The 23,799-nt window shown below is 70.8% G+C and carries 18 protein-coding genes; 8 read left to right on the forward strand and 10 right to left on the reverse strand.

Features of this window, described 5'->3' with window-relative positions; genetic code table 11:
- Positions 1 to 121: 121 nt before the first annotated feature.
- From JYK18_RS19395 to JYK18_RS19405, 3 genes are all read left to right on the forward strand, one after another.
- Entirely contained in the window at positions 122 to 2,383 is a 2,262-nt protein-coding gene (locus tag JYK18_RS19395; protein ID WP_206803371.1) for a molybdopterin-dependent oxidoreductase, read from the forward strand.
- Between the two features lie 85 nt (positions 2,384 to 2,468).
- Positions 2,469 to 2,981 carry a toxin-antitoxin system HicB family antitoxin gene (locus JYK18_RS19400; RefSeq protein ID WP_206803372.1) on the forward strand — a complete coding sequence of 171 codons (513 nt, stop codon included), beginning with the start codon at positions 2,469 to 2,471 and terminating at the stop codon, positions 2,979 to 2,981.
- Between the two features lie 39 nt (positions 2,982 to 3,020).
- On the forward strand, positions 3,021 to 3,866 hold the full coding sequence (locus tag JYK18_RS19405; protein WP_206803373.1) for a DUF4097 family beta strand repeat-containing protein: 846 nt from the start codon (positions 3,021 to 3,023) through the stop codon (positions 3,864 to 3,866).
- Positions 3,867 to 3,970: 104 nt separating this feature from the next.
- On the opposite strand, the gene JYK18_RS19410 is transcribed toward JYK18_RS19405, so the two are convergent.
- Entirely contained in the window at positions 3,971 to 5,005 is a 1,035-nt protein-coding gene (locus tag JYK18_RS19410) for a Glu/Leu/Phe/Val dehydrogenase (RefSeq protein WP_206803374.1), read from the reverse strand.
- 112 nt (positions 5,006 to 5,117) lie between these two features.
- On the opposite strand from JYK18_RS19410, the gene JYK18_RS19415 reads away from it, so the two are divergent.
- Positions 5,118 to 5,579, forward strand: a complete 462-nt coding sequence (locus tag JYK18_RS19415; RefSeq protein WP_206804344.1) for an Lrp/AsnC family transcriptional regulator — start codon at positions 5,118 to 5,120, stop codon at positions 5,577 to 5,579.
- Here JYK18_RS19415 and JYK18_RS19420 read toward each other — a convergent pair.
- Together JYK18_RS19420 and cobF are read right to left on the reverse strand one after the other, a co-directional pair.
- Positions 5,576 to 6,883 (reverse strand): NAD(P)/FAD-dependent oxidoreductase, encoded by a 1,308-nt coding sequence (locus tag JYK18_RS19420; RefSeq protein WP_206803375.1) that lies wholly within the window; start codon positions 6,881 to 6,883, stop codon positions 5,576 to 5,578. The genes JYK18_RS19415 and JYK18_RS19420 overlap by 4 nt on opposite strands.
- 62 nt (positions 6,884 to 6,945) lie before the next feature.
- The gene (gene cobF / locus JYK18_RS19425) at positions 6,946 to 7,683 is read right to left on the reverse strand and encodes a precorrin-6A synthase (deacetylating) (RefSeq protein ID WP_206803376.1); all 738 of its coding nucleotides are present in this window, start codon (positions 7,681 to 7,683) and stop codon (positions 6,946 to 6,948) included.
- Positions 7,684 to 7,714: 31 nt separating this feature from the next.
- On the opposite strand from cobF, the gene JYK18_RS19430 reads away from it, so the two are divergent.
- A complete protein-coding gene (locus JYK18_RS19430) occupies positions 7,715 to 9,919 on the forward strand; it encodes an ATP-dependent RecD-like DNA helicase (protein WP_206803377.1) in 2,205 nt (734 codons plus the stop codon).
- A gap of 9 nt (positions 9,920 to 9,928) precedes the next feature.
- Here JYK18_RS19430 and JYK18_RS19435 read toward each other — a convergent pair whose 3' ends face one another.
- A complete protein-coding gene (locus tag JYK18_RS19435) occupies positions 9,929 to 10,315 on the reverse strand; it encodes a hypothetical protein (protein ID WP_206803378.1) in 387 nt (128 codons plus the stop codon).
- Between the two features lie 125 nt (positions 10,316 to 10,440).
- The gene (locus tag JYK18_RS19440; protein ID WP_206803379.1) at positions 10,441 to 12,918 is read right to left on the reverse strand and encodes a BTAD domain-containing putative transcriptional regulator; all 2,478 of its coding nucleotides are present in this window, start codon (positions 12,916 to 12,918) and stop codon (positions 10,441 to 10,443) included.
- Positions 12,919 to 13,439: 521 nt separating this feature from the next.
- On the opposite strand from JYK18_RS19440, the gene JYK18_RS19445 reads away from it, so the two are divergent.
- Complete coding sequence (locus JYK18_RS19445; protein WP_206803380.1) at positions 13,440 to 16,214, forward strand: LuxR family transcriptional regulator; 2,775 nt, start codon at positions 13,440 to 13,442, stop codon at positions 16,212 to 16,214.
- 183 nt (positions 16,215 to 16,397) lie between these two features.
- Here the strand turns inward: JYK18_RS19445 and JYK18_RS19450 are convergent, their stop codons facing one another.
- Genes JYK18_RS19450 through JYK18_RS19470 form a run of 5 tightly spaced genes read right to left on the reverse strand, consistent with a single transcriptional unit; the run spans position 16,398 to position 21,506 of the window.
- A complete protein-coding gene (locus tag JYK18_RS19450) occupies positions 16,398 to 17,606 on the reverse strand; it encodes a cytochrome P450 (RefSeq protein ID WP_206803381.1) in 1,209 nt (402 codons plus the stop codon).
- 9 nt (positions 17,607 to 17,615) lie between these two features.
- Positions 17,616 to 18,419: a 2-oxo acid dehydrogenase subunit E2 gene (locus JYK18_RS19455; RefSeq protein WP_206803382.1), complete on the reverse strand. Its 804-nt coding sequence runs from the start codon at positions 18,417 to 18,419 to the stop codon at positions 17,616 to 17,618.
- The gene (locus JYK18_RS19460; protein WP_206803383.1) at positions 18,416 to 18,640 is read right to left on the reverse strand and encodes an acyl carrier protein; all 225 of its coding nucleotides are present in this window, start codon (positions 18,638 to 18,640) and stop codon (positions 18,416 to 18,418) included. The genes JYK18_RS19455 and JYK18_RS19460 overlap by 4 nt, the downstream gene beginning before the upstream one ends.
- On the reverse strand, positions 18,637 to 20,475 hold the full coding sequence (locus JYK18_RS19465) for an HAD family hydrolase (RefSeq protein WP_206803384.1): 1,839 nt from the start codon (positions 20,473 to 20,475) through the stop codon (positions 18,637 to 18,639). Before JYK18_RS19465 ends, JYK18_RS19460 begins: the two co-directional genes overlap by 4 nt.
- On the reverse strand, positions 20,475 to 21,506 hold the full coding sequence (locus JYK18_RS19470) for a 3-oxoacyl-ACP synthase III family protein (protein ID WP_206803385.1): 1,032 nt from the start codon (positions 21,504 to 21,506) through the stop codon (positions 20,475 to 20,477). Before JYK18_RS19470 ends, JYK18_RS19465 begins: the two co-directional genes overlap by 1 nt.
- Before the next feature lie 155 nt (positions 21,507 to 21,661).
- On the opposite strand from JYK18_RS19470, the gene JYK18_RS19475 reads away from it, so the two are divergent.
- Entirely contained in the window at positions 21,662 to 22,327 is a 666-nt protein-coding gene (locus tag JYK18_RS19475; RefSeq protein WP_153035353.1) for a response regulator transcription factor, read from the forward strand.
- Positions 22,320 to 23,663, forward strand: coding sequence for a cell wall metabolism sensor histidine kinase WalK (locus JYK18_RS19480; protein WP_206803386.1), 1,344 nt, complete (start codon positions 22,320 to 22,322; stop codon positions 23,661 to 23,663). Before JYK18_RS19475 ends, JYK18_RS19480 begins: the two co-directional genes overlap by 8 nt.
- Positions 23,664 to 23,799: the final 136 nt, after the last annotated feature.

Consider the following 23,799-nt stretch of genomic DNA (forward strand, 5'->3'; position numbering starts at 1 on the left):
AAGGCGGGCGAGCCACCCAGCCAGCTACCCGAGGCGCCGCCGCCTTCGAGCCCCAGGGCCCGCGGCTGTCTCACCTCCCGCCCACCCCGAACCGTCGGGGTGGCTCGGTAGCGTGGCGGATATGAGCAGGCCACACCTGACCCACTGGGGCGCCTTCCAGGCGAGCTCCGACGGCACCCGCCTGACCGAGGTCCGCCCCTTTCCCGGCGACCCCGAGCCCAACGAGCTCATCCACAACGTGGCCTCCGCCCAGCACCACCCGACCAGGGTCGACCGCCCCTACGTCCGGGCCGGGTGGCTCGAGCACGGCCCCGGCAGCGCGCCCCGCCGAGGCACCGAGCCCTTCGTGCCCCTCGACTGGGCGCGCGCCGAGGAGCTGCTCGGCGCCGAACTGCGCAGGGTGTACCGCGAGCACGGCGGCACCTCCGTCTTCGGCGGCTCCTACGGCTGGGGCAGCGCCGGCCGCTTCCACCACGCCCAGAGCCAGGTCCACCGCTTCCTCAACACCCTCGGCGGCTACGTCCGCTCCTTCGGCACCTACAGCTACGGCACCAGCGAGGCCCTCCTCCCGCACATCCTCGGCGACGCCTGGGCGATCATCCGCGGCTCGACCTCGTGGGAACAGATCGAGCGCCACACCGACCTGGTCGTCGCCTTCGGCGGCATTTCGGCCAAGAACTCCATGATGTCCTCCGGCGGCGTAGCCCGGCACCGGATTCGGGAGCGGCTGGCGCGCGTCAAGAAGTCCGGCACCCGCGTCGTCTCGATCAGTCCGATCGCCGACGACACCCCGCCAGAGGCCGACGCCGAGTGGCTCGCCCCGCGACCCGGTACCGACGCGGCGCTGATGCTCGCCTTGGCCCACGTCCTGATCACCGAGGAACTCGTCGACCACGCCTTCCTCGACCGCTACACCACCGGCTACGGCAAGTTCGCCGCCGACGTCATCGCGCACGGGCGCACGCCGGAATGGGCCGAAACCCAGACCGGCCTGCCCGCCCAGCGCATCAGAACCCTGGCCAGGGAAATGGCCGCCGGGCGCACGATGATCTCGGTGAGCTGGTCCCTGCAACGGTCCCGCTTCGGCGAGCAACCGCTGTGGCTCGGCGTGGTGCTGGCCGCGATGCTGGGCCAGATCGGCCTGCCCGGCGGCGGGTTCGGCCACGGCTACGGTTCCTCCGCCTACCCCGGCGAGGGCGGTTCGGCGATCTCGCTGCCCGCGCTGCCCCAGGGCCACAACCCGGTCCGTGAGTTCATCCCGGTCGCCCGCATCGCCGACATGCTGCTCCACCCCGGCGCCCCCTACGACTTCAACGGGCGCCGACTGTCCTATCCGGACATCCGGCTGGTCTACTGGTGCGGCGGCAACCCGTTCCACCACCACCAGGACCTGGCCCGCCTGCGTGAGGCGTTCACCAGGCCGGAAACGGTGGTGGTGCACGATCCCTTCTGGACCGCGACCGCGCGCCACGCCGACTTCGTGCTGCCCTCGACGATGACCGTGGAGCGCGACGACTTCGGCATGGGCAACGCCGACGCCGAACTGTGGGCCATGCCCGCGCTCACCGCCCCGCACGGCGAAGCCCGCGACGACTACACGATCTTCAGCGCACTGGCCGCCCGGTTCGGTGTCGAGCGGGAGTTCACCGAGGGACGCGACGCCCGTGCCTGGCTGGAGCACCTCTACACCAGCTGGAAACAGGACCGGAACCAAGACCTGCCCGACTTCGAGACCTTCTTCGCCACCGGCTTCGCCGAACTGCCGGTGCGCCCGGTGGACCAGGTCCTGCTCGGGGACTTCCGCGTCGATCCGGAAGCGGCGCCGCTGCCCACGCCGAGCGGCCGCATCGAGATCCACTCCGCGACCATCGAGGGCTTCGGCTACCCCGACTGCCCCGGGCACCCGGTCTGGCTCGACCCCGGCCCCGAACCAGCGGACCGCCCGCTGCACCTGCTGGCCAACCAGCCGAAGTCCCGCCTGCACAGCCAGCACGACGTCGGCGCGCACAGCCGTTCCACCAAGCACCACGACCGTGAACCGCTGCGCATGCACCCGGAGGACGCCGCCGCGCGTGGTCTCGACGAGGGCGCCATCGTCCTGGTGCGGGGCGAGCGCGGGTCGTGCCTGGCCGCGGTCCGGCTGTCGGACGCGCTCCGGCCCGGCGTGGTCCAGCTGTCCACCGGCGCCTGGTACGACCCGGACCCGGCGGATCCGACATTCTGCCGCCACGGCAATCCGAACGTGCTGTTCGCCGACGCCCCGACCTCGGCCCTTTCCCAGGGGTGCGCCGGTGCGCACACGCGGGTCGAGGTCACCGCCTACGATGGGGAACTACCGCCACTGACCGTGCTTGAGCCACCCGTGAGCCATAATGGCACCTGACTGGCGCGCGCTGACCTTGTGTGATCCCCCTCGTGTTCCGCGACCTCCGCTTGCGGTGGTGCCAATGTGATGCCATCATCGTGCCATGGATCTGACGCCGTATGTCGACAACCTGCGTGCCGAGCTGGCGATGGCCGCCGAGGCTTCGGGCGACCACGCCCGCGAGCTCGCCGAGCGCCTGACCGGGCCGCTCGAGTCGGCGGTCCGGCTCACCCTGCTGGAGGCGCTGACCGCGGCCGCCGAGGAGATCACCCGTGATCTCGCGCCGGGTTCGGTGGACCTGCGCCTGCGCGGGCGCAACACGCCCAGCTTCGTGGTCTCCGCGCCCGTGGCGCCCGCCGCCGACGTGCCCGAGCCCGAAGCACCCCCGGTCGCCGACGACGACGGGCCGTCGGCCCGGATCAACCTGCGGCTGCCGGAGAACCTCAAGCAGCGGATCGAAGAGGCGGCCGGTGCGGAGGGGCTGTCGATCAACGCGTGGCTGGTCCGGGCGGCCGCCGCGTCGCTCGCGCCCGGTGACCGCCGCGGCCGCGGACGCCAGGCTTCGGGCCAGTGGAACGGACTGGGCGGCCAGCGCCTCACCGGCTGGGTCCGCTAGCCCGCACACTCCACATCGGACACCTGCCAGAGGACGACCATGCCTGTTTTCACCACACCCGCCCCGATCACCGTGCGCCTCGACCTCCCGGTCGGTGCGGCCAGGATCGTCGCCGGGGACCGCACCGACACGGTGGTGGAGGTGCATCCCGGGAGCCCGGGCAAGAAGCACGACGTCGAGGCCGCCGAGCGGACCACCGTCGACTTCAGCGGCAACCGGCTGGTGATCCGCGCGCCGTCGCCCAAGTCCTCGCTGTTCGGCCGGACCAGTTCGGTGCGGGTGACCATCGAACTGCCCGCCCACTCGACGATCCAGGCCGACGCGCAGTTGACCACGTTCAGCACCGAGGGCACGCTCGGCGACTGCCGCCTCACCACCGGCGGTGAGGTGCGCCTCGACCGGGTCGGCACGCTGTGGCTGAACTCGAGCCTCGGCGATGTGGCGGTCGAGCACGCCGATGGCGATGTCGAGGTCACCGCGGGCACGGGTGAGGTGCGCATCAGCGAAATCACCGGCGGCGGGGTGATCCGGAACTCCTCGGGCAGTTGCTGGGTCGGCCGGGCCGGTGGGGACGTGCGGTTGAACACGGCCAGCGGGAACATCACCGTCGACCGCGCCGGGGGCGGGGTCGAAGCCAGGACGGCATTCGGCGAGATCCGGATCGGCGAGGTCTCGCGCGGCCGGGTGAAGCTGGAGACCTCGGCGGGTGAGATCGAGATCGGCGTCCGCAAGGGGGTTGCGGCGTGGCTGGATGTGAGCACCGGGTTCGGCGAGGTGAGCAGTGAGCTCGACGACGTCGGCGAGCCCACCGGCGACCCCGCGGACACCGTGGAGGTCCGCGCCCGCAGCGGCTACGGGAACATCCGGATCAGCCGCGCCCGCTGAGACCGTGGAGGTTCGCGCGCAGCGGTTATGGGTCAACTGCGCCCGCTGGGACTCGGCGGCTCGCGCGCAGCGGTTACAGAAGTCCGGGTCCGCCCGTTGAGCGGCTACGGCTTGGTGCGGGTGTCGGCCAGGGCGATGGCTTCGGCCAGTGGGGTGGTCCCGTTGGCCCTGGCCCGCGTCAGCAGGAGGTCGGTGGTCTGCTCGATGCCGCCGACCTCTGCCGTGGCGTGGTCGTGGGACAAGCCCCTGATCTCCCTGGCCAGCGTGTAGATGATGCCCCCGGCGCTCGCCACGAAATCCGGGATCCAGGTGAAGCCCTGGCTGTCGAGCCGATGGGCCATCGAGTCCTCGGTCAGCTGGTTGTTCGCCGGCCCGACGATCAGCGGCGCGGTGAGCAGGCTGATCACCGACGGCGTCAGCACCCCGCCGACCGCGGCGGGCACAAAAACGTCGGCGGGCTCCGCGGGCGCGTCCTCGGGATGCACCCAGCCGTAGCCGAGTTCCAGCGCCCGGGCGCGGGCCGCATCGTCCACATCGGACACGACAACCACGGCACCGTCGGCGGCCAGCGAGGCGGCCAGTGCACTGCCCACCGCGCCGAAACCGCTGATCACCACCTTCCGCCCGGCCACCGAGTCACTCCCGAACACGTGCCGCGCCCCGGCTCGCAGGGCGGCCAGCACGCCGACCGCGGTCGGCCCGCTCGACGAGCCGACGCCCCCGTGCGCACGGGGCAGGCAGAACACCTGCGACGCGTGACGCCGGAGGACCACCATGTCCTCCGGCCCGGTGCCGACGTCCGGCCCGGGGATGTACGAACCACCCATCGAGCCGATCAGCTCACCGAGGTCCTCCAGCGCCGCCAGCCGCAGCTCCGGTGAGGTCGACGCGGGCAGCCCGACCACGCTCTTCCCACCGCCGAACGGCACCCCGGCCACCGCGCACTTCAACGTCATCGCCTTGGCCAGCCGCAGCGCGTCGGCCAGTCCGTCCCGCCAGTCCGGGTAGTGCCGCAGCCGGCAGCCCCCGATCGCCGGTCCGAGCGACCGCGAGTGCGCGGCCACCGTGATCGGCAGCCCGGACCGGGGCCCGCGCCGGAGCACGACCTCGTCGTGCTGCCAAACTCCTGTGGTCGACAAATCGTCCTCCTGCTTCGAAACTGAACAACCAGGCAGCGTCGAAGCTAGTCAGAAGCGCGGCACACAGGCATGATCACCGAACGATATTCGGCACAGGAGGGCACAGGGCATGCTGGACGAACTTGATTCGGCGATCGTCCGGCTTCTGCAGGAGGATGCACGGCAGTCGAACCGCGACATCGCCCGCAAGATCGGCATCGCGCCGTCGACCTGCCTGGAGCGCACGCGGCTGCTGCGTGAACGCGGGGTGATCCGGGGCTATCACGCGGACATCGACCTGCCCGCGCTCAACCGCGGCGTGCAGGCCCTGGTCACCGCGCAGGTGCGCCCGCTGAGCCGGACGGTGATCGACACCTTCTGGCAGTCGGTGGCGCAACTGCCCGAGGTGCTCTCCATCTTCGTCACCGCCGGCAGCGACGACTTCCTCCTGCACGTGAGCGCGCAGGACAACGAGCACCTGCACTCGTTCCTGGTGGACCGCCTGGCGAAGCGGCGCGAGATCGTCAGCTTCCGTACCTCGATCGTGTTCCAGCACCTGGCCAAGAACGTGCTCGCGCCGCTCCCGGAGAGCTAACGGCGAAGCCGGGGCAGCTCCGGCGAATCGGTGTCCAGCGGCACGGTGCCCGAGCGCACCAGGCCCAGCTGCACGGTCTGCCGCTTGCCCAGCGCCTCCAGTGCCCAGTCGACCGCCGTGCGCACGCGGTTGCCCGGCATCGCCATCAGGTGGTACCCGCGGGTGACCACCTTCGCCGGGAAGCCGGAAAGCGGGATGTGCAACGGGTTCGCGGCCGCCTGCCACTCACCGAGGTCGACCACGAAGCCGAGGTCGCGGTGGCGGTACTTCTTCAGCTGCCCGCCCTTCAGCGACGCCGCCACGTTGTGGCCGGCGAGCTTGCCCTGCCGCTGCGCGTGCTGGGCGGTCATCGTGGTGATCTCGCCGGGCCTGGTCAGGTCCGGCACGGCCGCGGCGTCACCGCAGGCGAACACGTCCGGGTGACCGGGCACGTTCAAGCAGGCGTCGGTGACCAACCTGCCCTTCTCGGTGTCCAGGCCCAGCCCGGAGACCAGCGGGTCCGGGCGCACGCCCACGCACCACACCAGCGTGCGCGACGGCACGAACTCGCCGTTGGTGAGCTTGACCCCGGTGCGCTGGGCCTCGTCGATCGAGGTCTCCATGAGCACCTCGACCCCGCGGTCGCGCAGCACCCGGTCGGCCGTGCGCGAGAGGCGCGGGTCCAGCTCCGGCAGCACCTTCGGCGCCAGGTCGAGCAGCAGCCAGCGGATCGGCTGGTCCGCCAGTTCGGGGTGCCGGGCGGCCAGCGCCTTGGTGAACGCCGGTCCCTGCGCGGCCACCTCGGTGCCGGTGTACCCGGCGCCGACCACCACGAACGTGCAGCGCTCGGCGCGTTCGACCGGGTCGTCGGTGGCGGCGGCCAGCTCGATCTGCCGGGTGACGTGGTCGCGCAGGTACAGCGCCTCCGGCACGCCGCGGAAGCCGTGCGCGTGCTCGGTGACGCCGGGGATCGGCAGCAGCTTGTTCACGCTGCCCGCGGCCAGGACGAGCTTGTCGAAGCCGAGCTTGTGCTCCTCGTCCTCGGGATCGAGGTAGGTCAGCTCGTGGGCGCCGAGGTCGGCGTCGGTCACCTCGCCCAGGACCAGCCGCACCCCGTGCAGCGTGCCGGGCAGCGACACCGACACGCGCCGCGGATCGATCACGCCCGCGGCGACCTCCGGCAGCAGCGGTAGGTAGAGGAAGTAGTCGGTGGGGTTGACCAGGACGATCTCGTGCTCGTCCCGGCTCAGTTCCTTGGCCAGTGCCTTCGCCGCGTGGTAGCCGGCGAACCCGCCGCCGACGACGACCACCCGTTTGCGTGCCATTACGCCTGCCTCCTGGAGATCGTGTCCAGTGATTCGCGTACCCGGCGGGGGTGGGGAGGAAACTAGCTTCGCGCGCGGAGGAGGTAGGTGTCCATGATCCAGCCCTTTTCGGACCTCGCCTCGGCTCGGCGGCGTTCGATTTCCGGGCCGAGTTCGTCCAGCGGACCGGCCAGCAGGATCTCGTCGTCCGTGCCGAGGTAGGCGCCCCAGAAGATCTCCAGGTCTTCGCCGTAGTACTGCCGGAAGGTGCAGTGGGCGTCGAGCAGGACCACGGCGTCGCCCGGCCGGTCCTCGGCGAGGCGCCGCCCGGTGGTGAACTGCACCGGTTCGCCGATCCGGTTCAGCGTGATGCGGTGCCGCGCGGCCAGCGTGGACACGCTGCTGATCCCGGGGATCACCGAATATTCGAGGTCCACCCGCCGCGAAACGGCTTCGACCAGGGTGATCGTGCTGTCGTAGAGCGCCGGGTCGCCCCAGATGAGGAAAGCGCCGTGGCCGTCCTCGGGCAGTTCGTCGAGGATCAGCCGGGTGTACAGCTCCACGCGCAACCGGTGCCAGTCGGCGACGGCGGCCCGGTAGTCGGCCGGACGGCGGTCGCGGTCGGGGTCCTGCGCGTGCACCACCCGGTAGTCACGGCCGTAGCGGTCCAGGATGCCCTCGCGCAGGTCGACCAGGTCGCGCTTGGCCGCGCCCTTGTCCAGCACGAAGAACACCCGCGCCCGCTCGATCTCGCGGATCGCCTGCACGGTCAGCTGATCGGGGTCGCCCGCCCCGATCCCGATCACCGATATCTTTCGCACCACCGGGAGTCTGCCTTAGTAGGGTCCGGGCATGACCGAGCCGTTCCGTCACGCCACGCTCGAGGCGACGCTGGAGCGGATCACCTTCGCCAGCGAGGACACCGGGTACACCGTGGCGAAGGTGGACACCGGACGCGGCGCCGACCTGGTCACCGTGGTCGGCGCGCTGCTCGGCGCGCAGCCGGGCGAGGCGCTCCGGATGCGCGGCCGCTGGGGTTCGCACCCGCAGTACGGCCGCCAGTTCCACGTCGAGGACTACCGGACCGTGCTGCCCGCCACCATCCAGGGCATCCGCCGCTACCTCGGCTCCGGGCTGATCAAGGGCATCGGGCCGAAGCTGGCGGACAAGATCGTCGAGCACTTCGGGGTGGACTCGCTCGAGGTGATCGAGCACCACCCGGAACGGCTGATCGAGGTGCCGAAGCTGGGCCCGAAGCGCACCAAGCTGATCGCCGACGCCTGGGAGGAGCAGAAGGCGATCAAGGAGGTGATGGTCTTCCTGCAGGGCGTCGGCGTGTCCACCTCGCTGGCCGTGCGGATCTACAAGCAGTACGCCGAACGCTCGATCGACGTGGTGCGCACGGAGCCCTACCGGCTGGCCACCGACGTCTGGGGGATCGGCTTCAAGACCGCCGACACCATCGCGAAGGCGGTCGGCATCCCGCACGACAGTCCACAACGGATCAAGGCGGGCCTGCAGTTCACCCTGTCCGAGGCGACCGGCGGCGGGCACTGCTACCTGCCCGACACCGAGCTGATCGCCGAGGCGATCAAGATCCTCCAGGTGGACACCGGGCTGGTGATCGACTGCCTGGCCGAGCTGGTCGACGAGGAGGGCGTGGTCCGCGAGGAACTCCCCGACGGCGACGACCGGGTGTCCGCGATCTACCTGGTGCCCTTCCACCGCGCCGAGCTGTCGCTGGCCGGGCAGCTGATGCGGTTGCTGCGCACCAGCGCCGACCGGCTGCCCGCGTTCGCCGACGTCGACTGGGGCAGGGCGCTGGCGTGGCTGCACCGGCAGACCAAGGCGGAACTGGCGCCGGCGCAGGAGGAGGCCGTCCGGCTCGCGCTGACCGAGAAGGTGGCCGTGCTCACCGGCGGCCCCGGCTGCGGCAAGAGTTTCACCGTGCGCTCGATCGTCACGCTCGCCACCGCCAAACGGGCCAAGGTGCTGCTGGCCGCGCCCACCGGCCGCGCCGCCAAACGGCTCACCGAGCTGACCGGGCACGAGGCCGCGACCGTGCACCGGCTGCTGGAACTCAAACCGGGCGGGGACGCCGCCTACGACAAGGACCGGCCGCTCGAAGCCGATCTGGTGGTCGTCGACGAGGCGTCGATGCTCGACGTGCTGCTGGCGAACAAGCTGCTCAAGGCCATTCCGCCGGGTGCGCACGTGCTGCTCGTCGGCGACGTCGACCAGCTGCCGTCGGTCGGTGCCGGTGAGGTGCTGCGCGACCTGCTGGCGCCCGGCACGCCCGTGCCGCACGTCCGGCTGACGCAGATCTTCCGCCAGGCGGGCGAATCCGGTGTGGTCACCAACGCGCACCGGATCAACGGCGGCGACTACCCGATCACCCAGGGCCTGTCCGACTTCTTCCACTTCGACGTGGACGACCCCGAGGACGCCGCCAAGCTGACCGTGGACGTGGTGGCCCGCCGCATCCCGAAGAAGTTCGGCCTGAACCCGCGGCGCGACGTGCAGGTGCTGGCGCCGATGCACCGCGGCCCGGCGGGGGCGGGCGCGCTGAACTCCCTGCTGCAGGAGGCGGTCACCCCGCCGAAGGAGGGCGTGCCGGAACGGCGGTTCGGCGGGCGCGTCTTCCGGGTGGGGGACAAGGTCACGCAGACCAGGAACAACTACGACAAGGGCGCGAACGGCGTGTTCAACGGCACGCAGGGCGTCGTGGTCGCGATGGACCTCGACGAGCAGACGCTGCTGGTGCGCACCGACGAGGACGAGGACGTCGAGTACGACTTCGCCGAACTGGACGAGCTGATCCACGCCTACGCGGTGAGCATCCACCGCTCGCAGGGCAGCGAGTACCCGTGCGTGGTCGTTCCGCTGACCACGAGCGCGTGGATGATGTTGCAGCGCAACCTGCTCTACACCGCGGTCACCCGGGCGAAGAAGCTCGTGGTGCTGGTCGGTTCGAAGAAGGCGATCGGGCAGGCGGTGCGCACGGTCGGCGCCGGGCGAAGGCACACCGCCCTCGCCCACCGCCTCCGCATCGCTTAGGCCGACGGCCTATTCGACGACCTTCGTGGTTTCCCGGCAGAACACCTGGTTTCCATTGTTCCAGCCACAGGCGTCGAATGTGGCCGTGTCACCGTTCGTGAAACTGTTCGGCAGGTCGATGCAGCTCGTGTTGCCGTTGTAGGCGTGGGTGCTCTCCTTCCAGGAACCGAATCGCACCGTCAGCCCGACGGACGTCCCGGCCGGTGAGAGGTGGTCCGTCAGGCACAGGATGTCGCGGTCGTCACCGCCGTTGCTGTCGTCCCAGGTGACGTGCCCCCAGCTGTCACCACTGCCGATGTACCAACGCTTTCCGTCCGGCGTGTCGGCGGCCGCGGACGCCGGACCGGCGAAGGCGCCCAGTGCCGCGGCGGTCAGTGCGGCACCGACGAGGATCATTCGCTTCATTTTTCCCCCAGTTTCTCGAATTCGGGATGGTGCCCCGGTTCCGGTGGGGCACGCGGATCAGTGTCACCGGCGGCAGGAGCCCGGCACACCACCTTTTCCCTGGGAGGAAAAACCGGTCAGGAACAGGAGGACGCCTCTTCCGGGGTGACCCAGTCACCCGCGCGTGCCTGCTTTTCCGCGAGCACCCGCCGCGGCAGTTGTGAACGGGCGACCTCACGCAGGAGCGGACTCCGGAACGAATATTCGACGCGGATGCCGTCGGCCAGCCGCCGGTGCGCGCGCAGCAGGTCCCGCCGGGCCAGTGCCTCCAGCGGCTTCACCACGTCGCTCGGATCGCTCCCGCCGAGCGCGGCGACGGCCTCCGGCGTGAACGGGTCGTCGAGCACGGCCGCGTCCTGCACCACGGCCTTCTCCGCCGGAGCCAGCGAATCGAGCTGTGCCGCCAGCATCGCGTGCACGGCGGGTGGCACGGCCGGGGCCGCGCACACCGCCCACCGCGTGGCCGCGGCCAGCCACGCCGGTGAGGGCGTGGCCCCCGGTGTCTCCTGCCGCAGCACCCTGGCGTACTCGGTGGCGATCCGCGGATTGCCACCGATCCGCGGGACCAAGCGCTCGTACCGCCGGGAAGGCTGCCCGGTCAGCGTGCCGAGCAGGCGCGTGGTGGCGGCGTCGGACAACGGCTCCAGCGTCATCGTGGTGGTGTCGCGGTGCGCCGGTTCCGGTTTGCCCGCGGTGACCACCAGCAGTGGCAACCGCTGCGCCAGGTCCTCGACGAACCGGTGCACCGGCTCCCCGGCGAGGTGCAGGTCGTCCAGCAGGACCACCAGCGGCGCGCTGGCCGCGGCGGCTTCGAGCAGCGCGCGGCAGCACAGCACCGACTCGGCCAGCGCCGCGCTGCCCGGCTCCCACACCAGCGTGCGCAGGTGCGCGGCCACCCAGGCGGCCGGGGGCCCGCTGCCCACCAGCCGGTGGACCGTTTCGGCGAGCTGCGCGGCCATGGCCCCGAACGAGCCGCCCGTGTCGATCCCGGCGCACGACCGCACCAGTTCGGCGAACACCGCCAGCGGTTCCCCGCCGCGGGCCCGCACCACCCGCACCGGCTCGCGGAGTTCCTGGGCCGAACGGCCGAACTCGGCCAGCAGCCTGCTCTTGCCGATCCCCGGTTCGCCGAGGATCGCGACCAGGTGCGCGCGCTGCCACCGGCGCACCTCTTCGAGCAGCCCGTGCAGCTTGCCGAGTTCGCGATCCCGGCCGATCAGCTGCCCGGCGCCCGGCTCGGTGCTGACCAGCGTCCCGTCCACCCGCGCGCTCTCGCCGGAGACGGTGAACTCGAACGCGTGCCCGGTCGCGGCCCTGGTCGCCGCGCAGACCCGGACCTCGCCGGCCGGAGTGCGCGCGAGCAGTCGCAGTCCGGTTTCGAGCAGGCCGCCGGAGACCTCGGGTGCCCGTCGCCCGGACAGCGACACGAGCGCGTCGCCGGTGGTGACGGTGGCGTGCGCGCGGTCGAGCCGGTCACGCAGCGCGAGCCCGGTCCGCACGGCGTTGACCGCGTCGTGCTCGCCGGTGCGCGGCACGCCGAACACCACCAGCCAGGTCGAGCCGATCGAACCGCGGACGCTGCCGCCGAACCGCCTCGCCTCGGTGTGCACCACTTCGCTCTGCTCGTCGTGCAGGTCGCCGAGGTCCTCGGGGTCGTCGGTACCGGGATCCGGGTCGGCCCGCACGAGCATCGCGCTGATCCGCTTGCGTTCGAGCGTGACGCTCGGGCGCGGGACCACCGGGAACTCCAGTCGCGCGATGCTGGCCAGCTCGGGCGAGGTCTCGCCGCGCGGGGCGGGCAGCGCCAGCGACGCGTCGTGGTTGAGGATGGCGCGCTCCAGCGCCTGCAGGTCGCGGCTGGGATCGAGGCCGAGGCTGTCCACCAGCGCGGTGCGCGTGCGGCGGTAGGCGGTCAGCGCGTCGGCCTGCCTGCCGCACCGGTAGAGCGCGAGCATCAGCTGCCCGGCGAGCCGTTCCCGCAGCGGCTCGGCCTCGGCGATGGCTTCGAGTTCGCCGATCACCTCGTGGTGGCGCCCACCGGCCAGCTCGGCCTCCATGCAGTCCTCGATCGCGGCGAGCTTGGCGTTCTGCACGGTGAGCAGTTCGGGCCAGCGGATCCCGGACTCGACCAGGTCGGCCAGCGCGGGCCCGCGCCACAGCGCGAGCGCCTCGCGCAGGGTGGCCGCCGCGGTGTCGAACGAGCGGGCGGTCAGCTCGGCGCGGCCGTGCTCGACCAGTTCGTGGAAGCGGTACAGGTCGACCTGCCGAGGGTCGATCCGGAGCAGGTAGCCGGGTGCCCTGGTGAGCAGGTCGGGCGCACCGGGACCGGCGGCGGCGAGCACCCCGCGCAGGTCGGCGATCGCGTTGTGCAGGATCTTGCGCGCGGTTTGCGGGGCGTCACCGGCCCACACCGCCTGCAGCAGCCTGCTGGTCGCCACCACGTTGTTCGCGTGCAACAGCAAAAAGCCGAGCGTCGCCCGCCGATTGTGCCCGCTGATGCCGATCGGAATATCGCCGGAGAATATCTCCAGCGGACCAAGCACATTGAATCGCATGACCGTCCGCCCTCGGTCGGTGTATTTCGTGGACAGCTCTGCCCAATTCTTGACTGGCCTGCAGCGCCCGATCGGGGCGGACTTTCTCAGAAAGCTTACCGAACGCTCAACATCGTGTGAAGGGGTTCGGCGGGTGATTAACGCGCTTGGTCAATTATTTACTTAGAAAATCCTTATAACCAACCGGTTACGGTCCAGCTGTCGGGATAGCCCCGCTCGCTGGTCGTGTCGCGCGCTAATGCGGTCGCGTTCCCGGCCTGATCGGGACGGGTTCCAGTACGGAAAATAATCGAACGTGCACCGAGAATGACTCGGCCGTTCGGGGTAATCCGACTTAGTGCAGGATCATCAGTTCGCCGGACTGGCCCGGGTCGATGTGTGCCGAATTTCCGGCCAATGGGTCGGTTTCGCCGACTTTCCTACGAAAGTTGCTAGTTTGTTCAACGGTGCAACGAGGCGCTGCTGTCAGCAGGAGGAAAGCAGCACCGTTGTGCGGTGCCGAGCGATCCGGGGGGATGGCGATGGAACTGGTGGAACGAGAGGAGCAGCTGCGCGTACTCGGGCTGCTGCTCAACGAAACACTGGTCAGGAAAGGTCAGGTCGCGCTACTCGACGGCCCGGCCGCGAGCGGGAAAACGGAACTGCTGCGGGTGTTCGCCGAACGCGCGCAGAAATCGGGTGTGCTATTCCTGAGCGCGTTGTGCTCGCGGTCCGAGCGGGCGCTGCCGTTCGGCGTGATCAGCCAGCTGGTGCACAGCGCGGTGCTGCCGGCGGAGCTGCACGGGCGGCTGGTGCGCCTGCTCGACGAGGGCGTGGCGGAGGCGCTCGCCGCCCGGTCCCGGCCGGAGCCGCCGGAACTGGGGCAGGTGTTCCACGGCATTTCGCTGGCGCTGCTGGAACTCGCCGCGCTCGACCCGCTGCTGATCGGGGTGGACGACCTGCGGCACGTGGACACCCTGTCGCTGCAGTGCCTGCTGTACCTGATCCGGCGCCTGCGCTCGGCCAGGGTGCTGGCGGTGCTGACCGACGACACCGATCCGGTGCCGTCGCAGCGCCCGTTCGGCGCGGAACTGCTGCGCCAGCCGCACTTCCAGCGGATCAGGGTGGGCCCGCTGTCGGAAGCGGGGGTGGCGCGGCTGCTGGCGCGGCGCGCCGACCTGCCCGCCGGACTGGCGCCGGAGTTCCACGCCGCCACCGGCGGCAACCCGCTGCTGCTGGCCTCGCTGGCCGAGGACCACCGCGAGCTGGGCACCGCCCGGCCGGAGGGCTACGGCCTGGCCGTGCTGAGCTGCTTGCACCGCGGCGACCCGGTCCGGACGCGGGTGGCCCGCGCGGTGGCCGTGCTCGGCGGGGACGGTTCCCCGGAAACGCTGGCCGCGCTGGCCGGCGCCGAACCGGACGTGGTGCGGCAGAGCTGCGCCGCGCTGACCGCGGCCGGGCTGCTCGACACCGGCGCCTTCCGGCACCCGGTCGGCAGGCAGGCGGTGCTCGACGACCTCGCCCCGGACGACCGGATCGAGCTGCACCGGCGGGCCGCGCGCCTGCTGCAGGAGGTGGGCGCGTCCGCGATGACGGTGGCCGGTCACCTGATCGAGGCCGGCGACGTCCAGCCGCCGTGGGCGGTCACCGTGTTGCTGGAGGCGGCCGAACAGGCGCTGCTGTCCGACCGGATGGAGCTGGCCGCCGACTCGCTGCGGCTGGCCCACCGCGCCAGCCTCGGGGAGGAGGACCGGGCGGCCATCCGGGCCCGGCTGGCCTACGCCGAATGGCAGGTGAACCCGGCCGCAGCGGCCGAGCACCTCGCCCCGCTCGCCGCGGCCATGCGCGCCGACCAGCTCAACCGGCGCGATTGCATAGTGCTGATCCGGCAGCTGCTCTGGCACGGCCGCGCCGACGAGGCGATGGACCTGCTCGACCGCCTGCGTTCCTCGGTGCGCGAGCAGCACACCGAGGCCGCGGCCGAACTGCGGCACACGGAGCTGTGGCTGACCAGCGTGCACCCGCCGCTGGCCAGCCGTCGCCCGCCCGCGCACCCGGCCGGGCCGCAGCCCGCGCTGGTCACCCCGAAGGCCGATCCCGGCCTGCAGTCCACCGCGATGCTGGCCGACGTGCTCGCGCGCGGGCGCAGCCACGAGGCGGTCGACCGGGCCGAAGCGGTGCTGCGTGACATCGACCTGAACCGCAGCACCTCGTGGGCCGAGGAGTCGGCCATGCTCGCGCTGCTGGTGCTGATCACCGCCGGCCGGGCGAAGAACGCGGCCGACTGGTGCGATCGGCTGCTCAGCGCGGCCGAACAGCGGCGGGCCCCGGTGTGGCGGGCGATGTTCGCCAGCGCCCGCGCCACCATCGCGGTGCGCCAGGGCGAACTGGCCGCGGCCGCCGAACACGCCGAACTCGCGCTGACCCAGATGGCCCGCAAGTCGTGGGGCGTCGCGATCGGACTGCCGCTGGGCAGCCTGATCCTGGCGAAGACCCGGATGGGCCGGTTCGAGGAGGCCGCGCAGCTGGTCACCTACACCGTGCCGGACGCGATGTTCCAGAGCCGGTACGGGCTGCCGTACCTGTACGCCCGCGGGAACTACTACCTGGCCACCAACCACCACCACGCCGCGCTGGCGGATTTCCTGTCCTGCGGGGAACTCATGCAGGGCTGGCGGCTGGAGGTGGCCGGACTGGTGCCGTGGCGCACCTCGGCCGCGGAAGCGTGGCTGCGACTGGGCAATCTGGAGCAGGCGCGGTTGCTCGTGCACGACCAGCTGGCCCAACCGGGCACCGACGGCTTCCGCACGCGCGGGGCGTCCCTGCGCCTGCTCGCGGCGTTGAGCCCGTCACCGCGGCGCCTGCCGTTGCTCACCGAAGCACTGGAACTGTTCGAATCGGCCGGTGACTGCTACGAACAGGCGCGCGTGCTGGTCGATTTGAGCCGCGTCCACTACGAAGCCGACGACAAGCGGCGGGCGCGGAAGGTGTTCCGGCGGGCGTGGCACCTGGCGAAGGTGTGCGACGCGCAACCGCTGTGCGCGGAGCTGCTGTCCTCCAGCAGCGATCTGTCCACAGGGGCCGGTGCCGGTGAGGACACCGCGGGCATCACCTCGCTGACCAGTTCGGAACGCCGGGTCGCGGCACTGGCGGTGATCGGGTACACGAACCGGGAGATCGCCGGCAAGTTGCACATCACCGCGAGCACGGTGGAACAGCACCTGACCCGGGTGTACCGCAAGCTCAACGTGAAACGCCGCAACGACCTGCCGCTGGACCTGCGTGCCGAGCCGGCACCACGGATTCGCCTGGCATAACAGGGGTTATGGCTCGTCGGGCGGTTGAGAAAGCCCCCGGCGCTCGAGGGGGAGGTGGCGCCGGGGGCTCAAGGTCGGCCGAGGGGGGTGGCCGACTTCGTCAGCGTACCGCGTGGTCTGGCTCCGTGGGGGGCGAAGGCCGGAATTCTCGATTCTCACTCACAAGTTCACCCGATGCGCGCCCTACCAGGCGACCGGCAGGGCGTGCAAACCGTAGACCGCGCCCTGGCGCTTGTACGGCAGGTCCTCCACCGGCGCGGCCAGGCGCAACGTGGGAATGCGCGAGATCAGCTCGCGGAACAGGATTTCCAGTTCGAGGCGCGCGAGGTTCTGCCCGACGCACTGGTGCACCCCGTAACCGAAGGCGATGTGATGACGCGCACCCCGCTGGATGTCGAACACCTCAGGACTGGGGAAAACCTCAGGATCCCAGTCCGCGGCCCCGAGGAGCGCGATCAGGCCCTCGCCCGCCTTGATCGTTGTTCCACCCAGCTCGATGTCCTCGGTGGCGATGCGGGCCGGCACGATGTCGCCGATGCTCAGGTATCGCAGCATTTCCTCGACCGCGGACCCGACCAGTCCCGGGTCGGCGCGCAACGCGGCCAGCTGGTCGGGATTTTCCAGCAGCGCCAGCGTGCCGAGGGAAATCATGTTCGCCGTGGTCTCGTGCCCGGCGTTGAGCAGCAGCAGAATGGTGGCCAGCAGGTTCTCCCTGGTGACCTCGCCCTTCTCCAGGTGGTTGTGCACCAGGCTGCTGACCAGGTCCTCGTCCGGGTGGCGCTGCTTCTCGCTGATCAGGTCGCCGAGGAAGGCCCTGATCTCGGTCATCGCCTTGGCCACCTCGTCCGGCGTGCTGTCGAAGGAGAGCAGCACGCCGGTTTTGTCCTGGAAGAACTCGTGGTCGGCGTAGGGCACGCCGAGCGTCCGGCAGATCACCAGTGAGGGCACCGGAAGCGCCAGGTGGGTGACCAGGTCGGCGGGCTGGGGCTGGGCCAGCAGGTGGTCGAGCTGCTCGGTGACGATCCGCTCGATGGCCGGGCGCAGCACCTTCATCCGCCGCACGGTGAACTCCGGGATGAGCATCCGGCGGTACAGCGTGTGCTCCGGTGGGTCCTGCCGCATGAACGGCGGTTTGTGCCCCTGCTTGACGATGTCCTTCTGGATCGGGATCAGCGGCGGGAACCCGGGTTTGGTGATGTCCGCGCTGACCGTGGGGTGGGCCAGCACGGCACGCGCGTCGGCGTACCGGGTGAGCAGCCAGGCCGGGGTGCCGTCGGGCAGCTGCGCGCGGCTGACCGGTTCGGTCTCGCGCAGCTTGGCGTACTCGGACGGGGGGTCGAACGGGCACCTGCGGGCCATCGGGAACTCCGGCGTCTCCGGATCCTGGGTCATCCTTGGCTCCTATTCGTTGGTCCCGCCGACCGGGGCGACTTCTCGGCGGTGGGGGTGGTGGGCGGGGAAACTTTCCAGGCCCTGCTTGATCTCGGCCAGCACGTCCGCGGCCTCCGCGCCGTCGATCACGCGGTGGTCGAAGGCCAGGCTCAACCGCATCACCGGGGCGGCGGTGATCCGGCCGTCGCGCACCACCGGCCGGTCGGTGATCCGGCCGAGGCCGAGGGTCACGGTGGTGCCGCCGACGGAGTGGAAGCCGTCCACCGGGCGGTGGCCCAGCGAGGTGACGGCGAAGGTGCCGAACCGCTGGGCCCGCACTTCCAGCGGGCGCACCGCCATCGCGAACAGCACGCGCCCGAGCCACGGCGGCAGCCGGTGCAGCTTGCGGGCCCCGGCGAACTCCGGCATGGTCTCCGCGTCACCGTCGCGGAAGTGGTCCACTCTGGACTGGATCCCGGCGAGGTCCTCCTCGTGCACTCCGTCGAGCACGGTGGACAGCACGACGCGCCTGCCGTTGACCCGCTTGTCCAGGGTGACCTTCGCGGCCACTCCGCCGTACCTGGCCACCCTGGCGAACAGTCCACCGTGGATCGCCGCGTTCGCTTCGGGGTGCGCGGCCAGCACGCGGGCGGCCGAGTGCACCACGTAGGTGATCACGGAGATCCGCGTGCCCGCCGCCTTCGCCTGTTCGCGGTGGCCGGTCACCGCGGTCATGTCGACCTCGGTGTCCAGGAAGACCGGCGAGAACCGCCGGATCTCGCGCAGGAAGTAGAGCGTGTGCCGCCGTTCTCGGTCGATCGCCGGGAACCTCATGCCGCCACCAGCGAGTACACGTCTTCGAGGCTGCCCGCTTCGAGCAGGTCCGGCAGGGAAACCGGCTTGCCGGTGCGCTTCTCCACCACGGTCAGCAGCCACAGCAGGTACACCGAGTCCCAGCCGGGCAGCTCGTCCAGGCTGCGTGCGGCGTCGGAGGTGGTGACCGGCAGGCCAAGCTCGTCACGCACCAGCGTGACCAGATCGTCCACTGTGTTCACTGGAGTGCTCCTGGGAAGTCGAGGTCGACGTGGGCGGGGACTTCGGTGATCTCGCCGAGGTCGTGCCGGAAGCGGGTGACCCCGCCGGACTCGGGCAGCGGGGTGAACCCGTAGCGGGGGTAGAAGTCGGCGACCTTGCCGTTCTTCGCGGTGGGCCGGTAGCTGCCGAACACCTCGGTGATGCCGTGTTCGCGGGCGTGGTGCAGCAGTGCCGACAGGCACGCCTGCTCGATGCCGCGGGAGAACACCCGGCAGCTCAGGATGAAGTTCTCCAGGTGGAGTGCCCGCGCTTCGCGCCGGGCGAAGACCACCCCGACCAGACCGTTCTCCCCGAACCGGTCGCTCGACCGGATGGCGAGCACCAGCCGATCGGGGTCCTCCGCCAGTTCCCGGACCTCCGGCAGCTGCAATCGCCGGGTGGTCAGGTTGAACTGGTTGGTGCGCAGGGAGAGCTGGGAAACGCGCGGGAACTCGGCCTCGGTCGCCGGGGCGAACCGCACCCGGATGCCGAGTTCGGCCAGGTACCGCTCGATTGAGTCGAAGCTGTCCAGGAAGTCCTTTCTGGACAGCTCCGCGCGGTACTTGTCCACCCTGGCGCGGTCCTCTGTGGTCAGTTCGCGCACGTCGAACCAGCCGTCGGCGAGCAGGGTGCCCACGTGCAGCGCCGGGTCCCCGGTCACCGGCAGCACCGCCACCGACGGCAGTTCGTCGCGGACCAGGCCGCATTCCAGCGTGTTGTCGTCGACGAAGGCGAACGAGTCCACGCCGAGGTTGAGGTCGGCGGCCAGCTGCCGGAGGTTGTCGTGCTTGGGCTGCCAGTTCGCGATGATCCGGACGAAGTCGTCCTCCGCCAGCGTCATCAGCGGGTTCTCGGTGAGCGCGCGCCGCACCGGGTCGAGGTCGTTCTTGCTCACCACGGCGAGCAACACGCCCTGTGACCCGATCTGCTTCACCACCCGCTGGAACGCGCGGAACGCCTCGCCGTGGTGACTTTCCGCGACCTCGATGCCGTCGTGACCGTCTTCACCGAGGATGCCGCCCCACACCGTGCCGTCGAGGTCGAGCACCAGGCACTTCTTCGTGCGCCCGGCGGTGTTCCTGGCCAGGTGCCCGATCTCGCGGGCGTAGCGGGCGAGCAGTTCCGCCGACAGGTGCATCTTCGCGTAGACGGCCAGCCTCGGGTCTTCGACCGGGATGCCTTCGGCCAGCAGCGGTTCGAGGTCGACCACCAGCACGCCCGGGTGCTGCTCGCCGAAGCGCAGCAGGCGCGCGTTGGCCTCGCGCCACAGCGCGCCGAGTTCCGCGCGGGAGCGGTGGTCGACCAGTTGCGCGGTGAACCGGTGGGGCAGCGGCAGCGTGTTCAGCACCAGCGTGCCCTTGCTGTTCGCCTCGAAGATCGACGCCAGTTTGTCCAGAATGGACAGCTTCTCGTCGAGCGCCGCGCGCACGTCGGCCGGTCGCCACGGCACCGGCACCTCGGCGAAGACCGCCTCGGCGTCGAGCACGCAGAGGGTGAGCTCGGCCTCGGCGCGGTGGATGGCACTGTCCGGATCGGACAGTTCGGTGAGGTAACCGCCGAAGTCGCCGACCGTCGGGCGCAGCAGCAGCCCGTGCCGGGCGACCTCGGCGGTCAGCGACGGGACCAGTGGCGACAGCGTGCCGTTGCCGGTGATCGCCACCCGCACCACGGTCGCCTCGTTCTCGTCGACGTCCAACTGGGCGAGCAGCCGTCCGGCACGCGTGAGTTCCGCGGGCGCGAGGTCGGACAGCAGCGCGGGCACGCGGTGGTAGGCCCCGGCGAGCTGCCCCTCGCGGTAGGCGGTGAAGAAGTCCATCAGATCTTCTCCACCGCGAAGCCGGACTTGATCCACTTGCTGGACTCGATCGCGATCCCGGCCACCCGGTCGCCCTGCGACAGCCACGGCAGCACCTTCTCCAGCTGCACGAACGGCATCGCGTTGCCGACGTTGCCGGTCTCGGCCACACAGCTGACCTCGTGCGCGTCCGGCACACCGAGCCGGTCGACGATGGTCTCGGTCATCTTCCCGGACAGCTGCGGTGGCAGCAGGTAGTCGAGATCGCCACCGGACCAGTCCAGTTCGCCGAGCACCTCCTCCAGCGCCTCGGCGGCCAGGCCGGGCACCGACTCCTCGATGGCCTTGTAGTCCTCCAGCACCGGCGCCCGGTCGTCGTCCCGGTCGGCCACGCCGAACCACTCGACCACCTGCCCCGGCGGGCGGCCGAGGCCGACCAGCCGGACGAACACGTGCCGCAGTTCCACCGCCTCCGGCCCCGGCTCGGTGCTCAGCACGGCCGCGCCCGCGCCATCACCGAAAAGGATGAAGTTCACCTGCTGCGCCGGGGTCAGCGCGGCGAAGTCGGTGTCGAAGTCGAGGTGCTTCACGCAGACGTCGCCGCCGAGCACGAGCGCGGTGCGGTGGCGCCCGGTGGAGAGCAGCTGCCGGGTCAGGTCGAGCGCCTGCACCGCGCCGGTGCAGCCGGATTGGAGCTGGTAGGTGGGCACCTGGTCGATGCCGAGCCGGTCGGCGATCAGGTTCACCGTGGCCGGCATCAGCTGGTCGGGGGTGGCGCTGCCCATCACCACCAGGTCGATGTCGCCGGGGGCCAGCCCGGCCCCGGTCAGCGCCCGCCGCCCGGCTTCCTCACCGAGGTCGGCCAGCGTCGCGTGCGGTTTGCCGGTCTCCGGATCGACCGCGAGGTGGCGGGTCCGGGTGCCGATGAAGGTGTCCACCCACTGCTGCCACGCGCCGGTGGTGCCGAAGCGGGCGGCCAGCGCCGCGTTGTCCACCAGCGGCCCGGGAAAGGCCGTGCCCGCGGCCAGGACGTACGTTTGACGGGCGCCCATCGAGTTTCCTCCCTGCCGAGAATTCGCCCCATGCTCGATCGGTGGACTAAACCGTTTCTTTCCCCGTACTTACGTCCGCCGGACTCAGGAACGTCTAATCGAGCTGTGCGATCGTGTTTCCGGTGGTTGTTTCCGGTGGTACGAAGGGCGGGACGATGCGGGTTCTGGTGGTCGAGGACGACGTCCGCCTCGCCGAGGTGCTGTCGTCGGGACTCACGGCCGAAGGCTTCGACGTGGACGTGGTCCACGACGGGTTCGACGGTTACTGGCAGGCCCGTGAAGGCGCGCACGACGTGGTCGTGCTGGACGTGCTGCTGCCCTCGATCAGCGGTTACACGGTGGCCAAGCGCCTGCGGGCCGAAGAGGTGTGGACGCCGGTGCTGATGCTCACCGCGAAGGACGGCGAATACGACGAGGCCGACGGGCTCGACGTCGGTGCCGATGACTACCTCCGCAAGCCGTTCTCGTTCGTGGTGCTGGTGGCCCGCCTGCGGGCGCTGGCCCGTCGCGGGGCGACGCCGCGGCCCCGGCTGCTCAGCCACGGTGGTCTCTCGCTCGACCCCGAGTCCGGGGAGTGCATGGTCAACGGCAAGCAGCTGACCCTGCAACCGCGCGAGCGCGCGCTGCTGGAGGCGCTGCTGCGCAACCGCAACCGGGTGATGTCGAAGGACCGCCTGCTCAACGCGGTCTGGGGGCTGGACTCGGCCGGGGACACGAACCTGGTCGAGGTGTACGTGTCGTACCTGCGCCGCAAGATCGGCGCGGCCCGCATCGAGACGATCCGCAGCCTCGGGTACCGCTTGGTGGACCCGGATGCCTAGGGTGCGGCCGCGTTCCCTGCGGTTGCGGTTGACCCTGGTGGTCACCCTGGCGGTCGGCCTCGCGCTGACCGTCGCCTCGTTCGTGCTGGTCAACAGCATGTCGAACACGTTGTTCGGCGGAATGGCGGAAAGCGCGGCGGCGCAGGTCGACAAGGTGGCCGAAGCGGTGGAGCGCGGGCAACCGCTGCCCCCGGAGGACCCGGCGTCGGCGACCATGATCCTGGTCGAGGACCAGGCCGGGAAGGTGGTCGCGTCGGTGCCGCAGACCGGTCAGCAGGCGGTCGAAGGCAGGCCGGTGCCGGTCGAACGGGCGCGCGCGACCGGTGCCGCCGAGGGCCGTCCGCCCGCCGAGGACTTCGAGATCGTGCCGGCGCGGCAGGTCTCCACCCCGCAGGGCGAGGTCCGCACGGTGCGGGCGATCTCGCGGTCGGGGCAGATCACCCAGAGCATCGACCTGGTGGTGAACTCGCTGCTGGTGGCCGCGCCGGTGCTGACGATCTTCGTCGGCTGGCTGACCTGGTTCGCGGTGGACCGCGCGCTGCGCCCGATCGAGGCGGTCCGGCGGCGCGCCGAGGCAATCAGTCACTCCACTTTGGACGAACGACTGCCCGAGCAGGACACCGGTGACGAGGTCGGGAAGCTGACCAGCACGCTGAACCGGATGCTCGACCGCATCGCCTCGGGCGCGCGTCGGCAGCGGGAGTTCGTCTCGGACGCTTCGCACGAACTGCGCACGCCGCTGGCCGCGATGCGGGCGGAGCTGGAAGTTTCGCTGGCGCACCGGGACAGCGCCGACTGGCGGAACGTGGCGACGAGGTTGTTGGACGACCACCGTCGACTGGAACGCCTGACCGGCGACCTGCTGACGCTGGCGCGGCTCGACGAGGCCGCGGTCTCCCGGCGGGCGGAACCCGTGCACCTGGACGAGATCGTGGCGGGCGAGATCACCGCGGTGCGGCACGCGGAGGTGCGCCCGTCGCTGACCCCGGTGGTGGTGACCGGCGTGGTCCCCGAACTGGTGCGGTTGGTGCGGAACCTGCTGGACAACGCGGACAAGCACGCTTCGGGCGTGGTCGAGGTGTCGCTGTCGGTGGACGCCCGGCACGCCCTCTTCACCGTCGACGACGACGGCCCGGGTGTGCCGCCGGATCAGCGGGAACGCGTCTTCGACCGCTTCTTCCGCGTCGACGGCAGCCGGGACCGGGCCAGCGGGGGCGTGGGTCTCGGGCTGGCGCTGGTACGCCGCATCGCCCGGAGCCATGGGGGCGAGGTCACCGTCACGGCTTCGCCTTCGCTGGGTGGCGCCCGTTTCGAAGTGCGCCTACCTCGCAACTAAACCCCGGCTCCACGAGCCCGTGGCACCGCTGTGAATGTGGCTTTCACTGCCAAATCCGCAGTGAAAGCCACATTCACAGCAGCCCTTCGTGGCTAGCACCCCCTTCTCTCGTCGTCAATCCGACGATTCAGCTTCT

The organism is Amycolatopsis sp. 195334CR (genome assembly GCF_017309385.1).
Classification (GTDB): domain Bacteria; phylum Actinomycetota; class Actinomycetes; order Mycobacteriales; family Pseudonocardiaceae; genus Amycolatopsis.

Bases quoted from the DNA above. Each gene is read 5' to 3' on its own strand.
- JYK18_RS19395 (WP_206803371.1), top strand. From the start codon at position 122: ATGAGCAGGCCACACCTGACCCACTGGGGCGCCTTCCAGGCGAGCTCC.
- JYK18_RS19400 (WP_206803372.1), top strand. From the start codon at position 2,469: ATGGATCTGACGCCGTATGTCGACAACCTGCGTGCCGAGCTGGCGATG.
- JYK18_RS19405 (WP_206803373.1), top strand. From the start codon at position 3,021: ATGCCTGTTTTCACCACACCCGCCCCGATCACCGTGCGCCTCGACCTC.
- JYK18_RS19420 (WP_206803375.1), bottom strand. From the start codon at position 6,883: ATGGCACGCAAACGGGTGGTCGTCGTCGGCGGCGGGTTCGCCGGCTAC.
- JYK18_RS19430 (WP_206803377.1), top strand. From the start codon at position 7,715: ATGACCGAGCCGTTCCGTCACGCCACGCTCGAGGCGACGCTGGAGCGG.
- JYK18_RS19435 (WP_206803378.1), bottom strand. From the start codon at position 10,315: ATGATCCTCGTCGGTGCCGCACTGACCGCCGCGGCACTGGGCGCCTTC.
- JYK18_RS19440 (WP_206803379.1), bottom strand. From the start codon at position 12,918: ATGCGATTCAATGTGCTTGGTCCGCTGGAGATATTCTCCGGCGATATT.
- JYK18_RS19445 (WP_206803380.1), top strand. From the start codon at position 13,440: ATGGAACTGGTGGAACGAGAGGAGCAGCTGCGCGTACTCGGGCTGCTG.
- JYK18_RS19450 (WP_206803381.1), bottom strand. From the start codon at position 17,606: ATGACCCAGGATCCGGAGACGCCGGAGTTCCCGATGGCCCGCAGGTGC.
- JYK18_RS19455 (WP_206803382.1), bottom strand. From the start codon at position 18,419: ATGAGGTTCCCGGCGATCGACCGAGAACGGCGGCACACGCTCTACTTC.
- JYK18_RS19465 (WP_206803384.1), bottom strand. From the start codon at position 20,475: ATGGACTTCTTCACCGCCTACCGCGAGGGGCAGCTCGCCGGGGCCTAC.
- JYK18_RS19470 (WP_206803385.1), bottom strand. From the start codon at position 21,506: ATGGGCGCCCGTCAAACGTACGTCCTGGCCGCGGGCACGGCCTTTCCC.
- JYK18_RS19475 (WP_153035353.1), top strand. From the start codon at position 21,662: ATGCGGGTTCTGGTGGTCGAGGACGACGTCCGCCTCGCCGAGGTGCTG.
- JYK18_RS19480 (WP_206803386.1), top strand. From the start codon at position 22,320: ATGCCTAGGGTGCGGCCGCGTTCCCTGCGGTTGCGGTTGACCCTGGTG.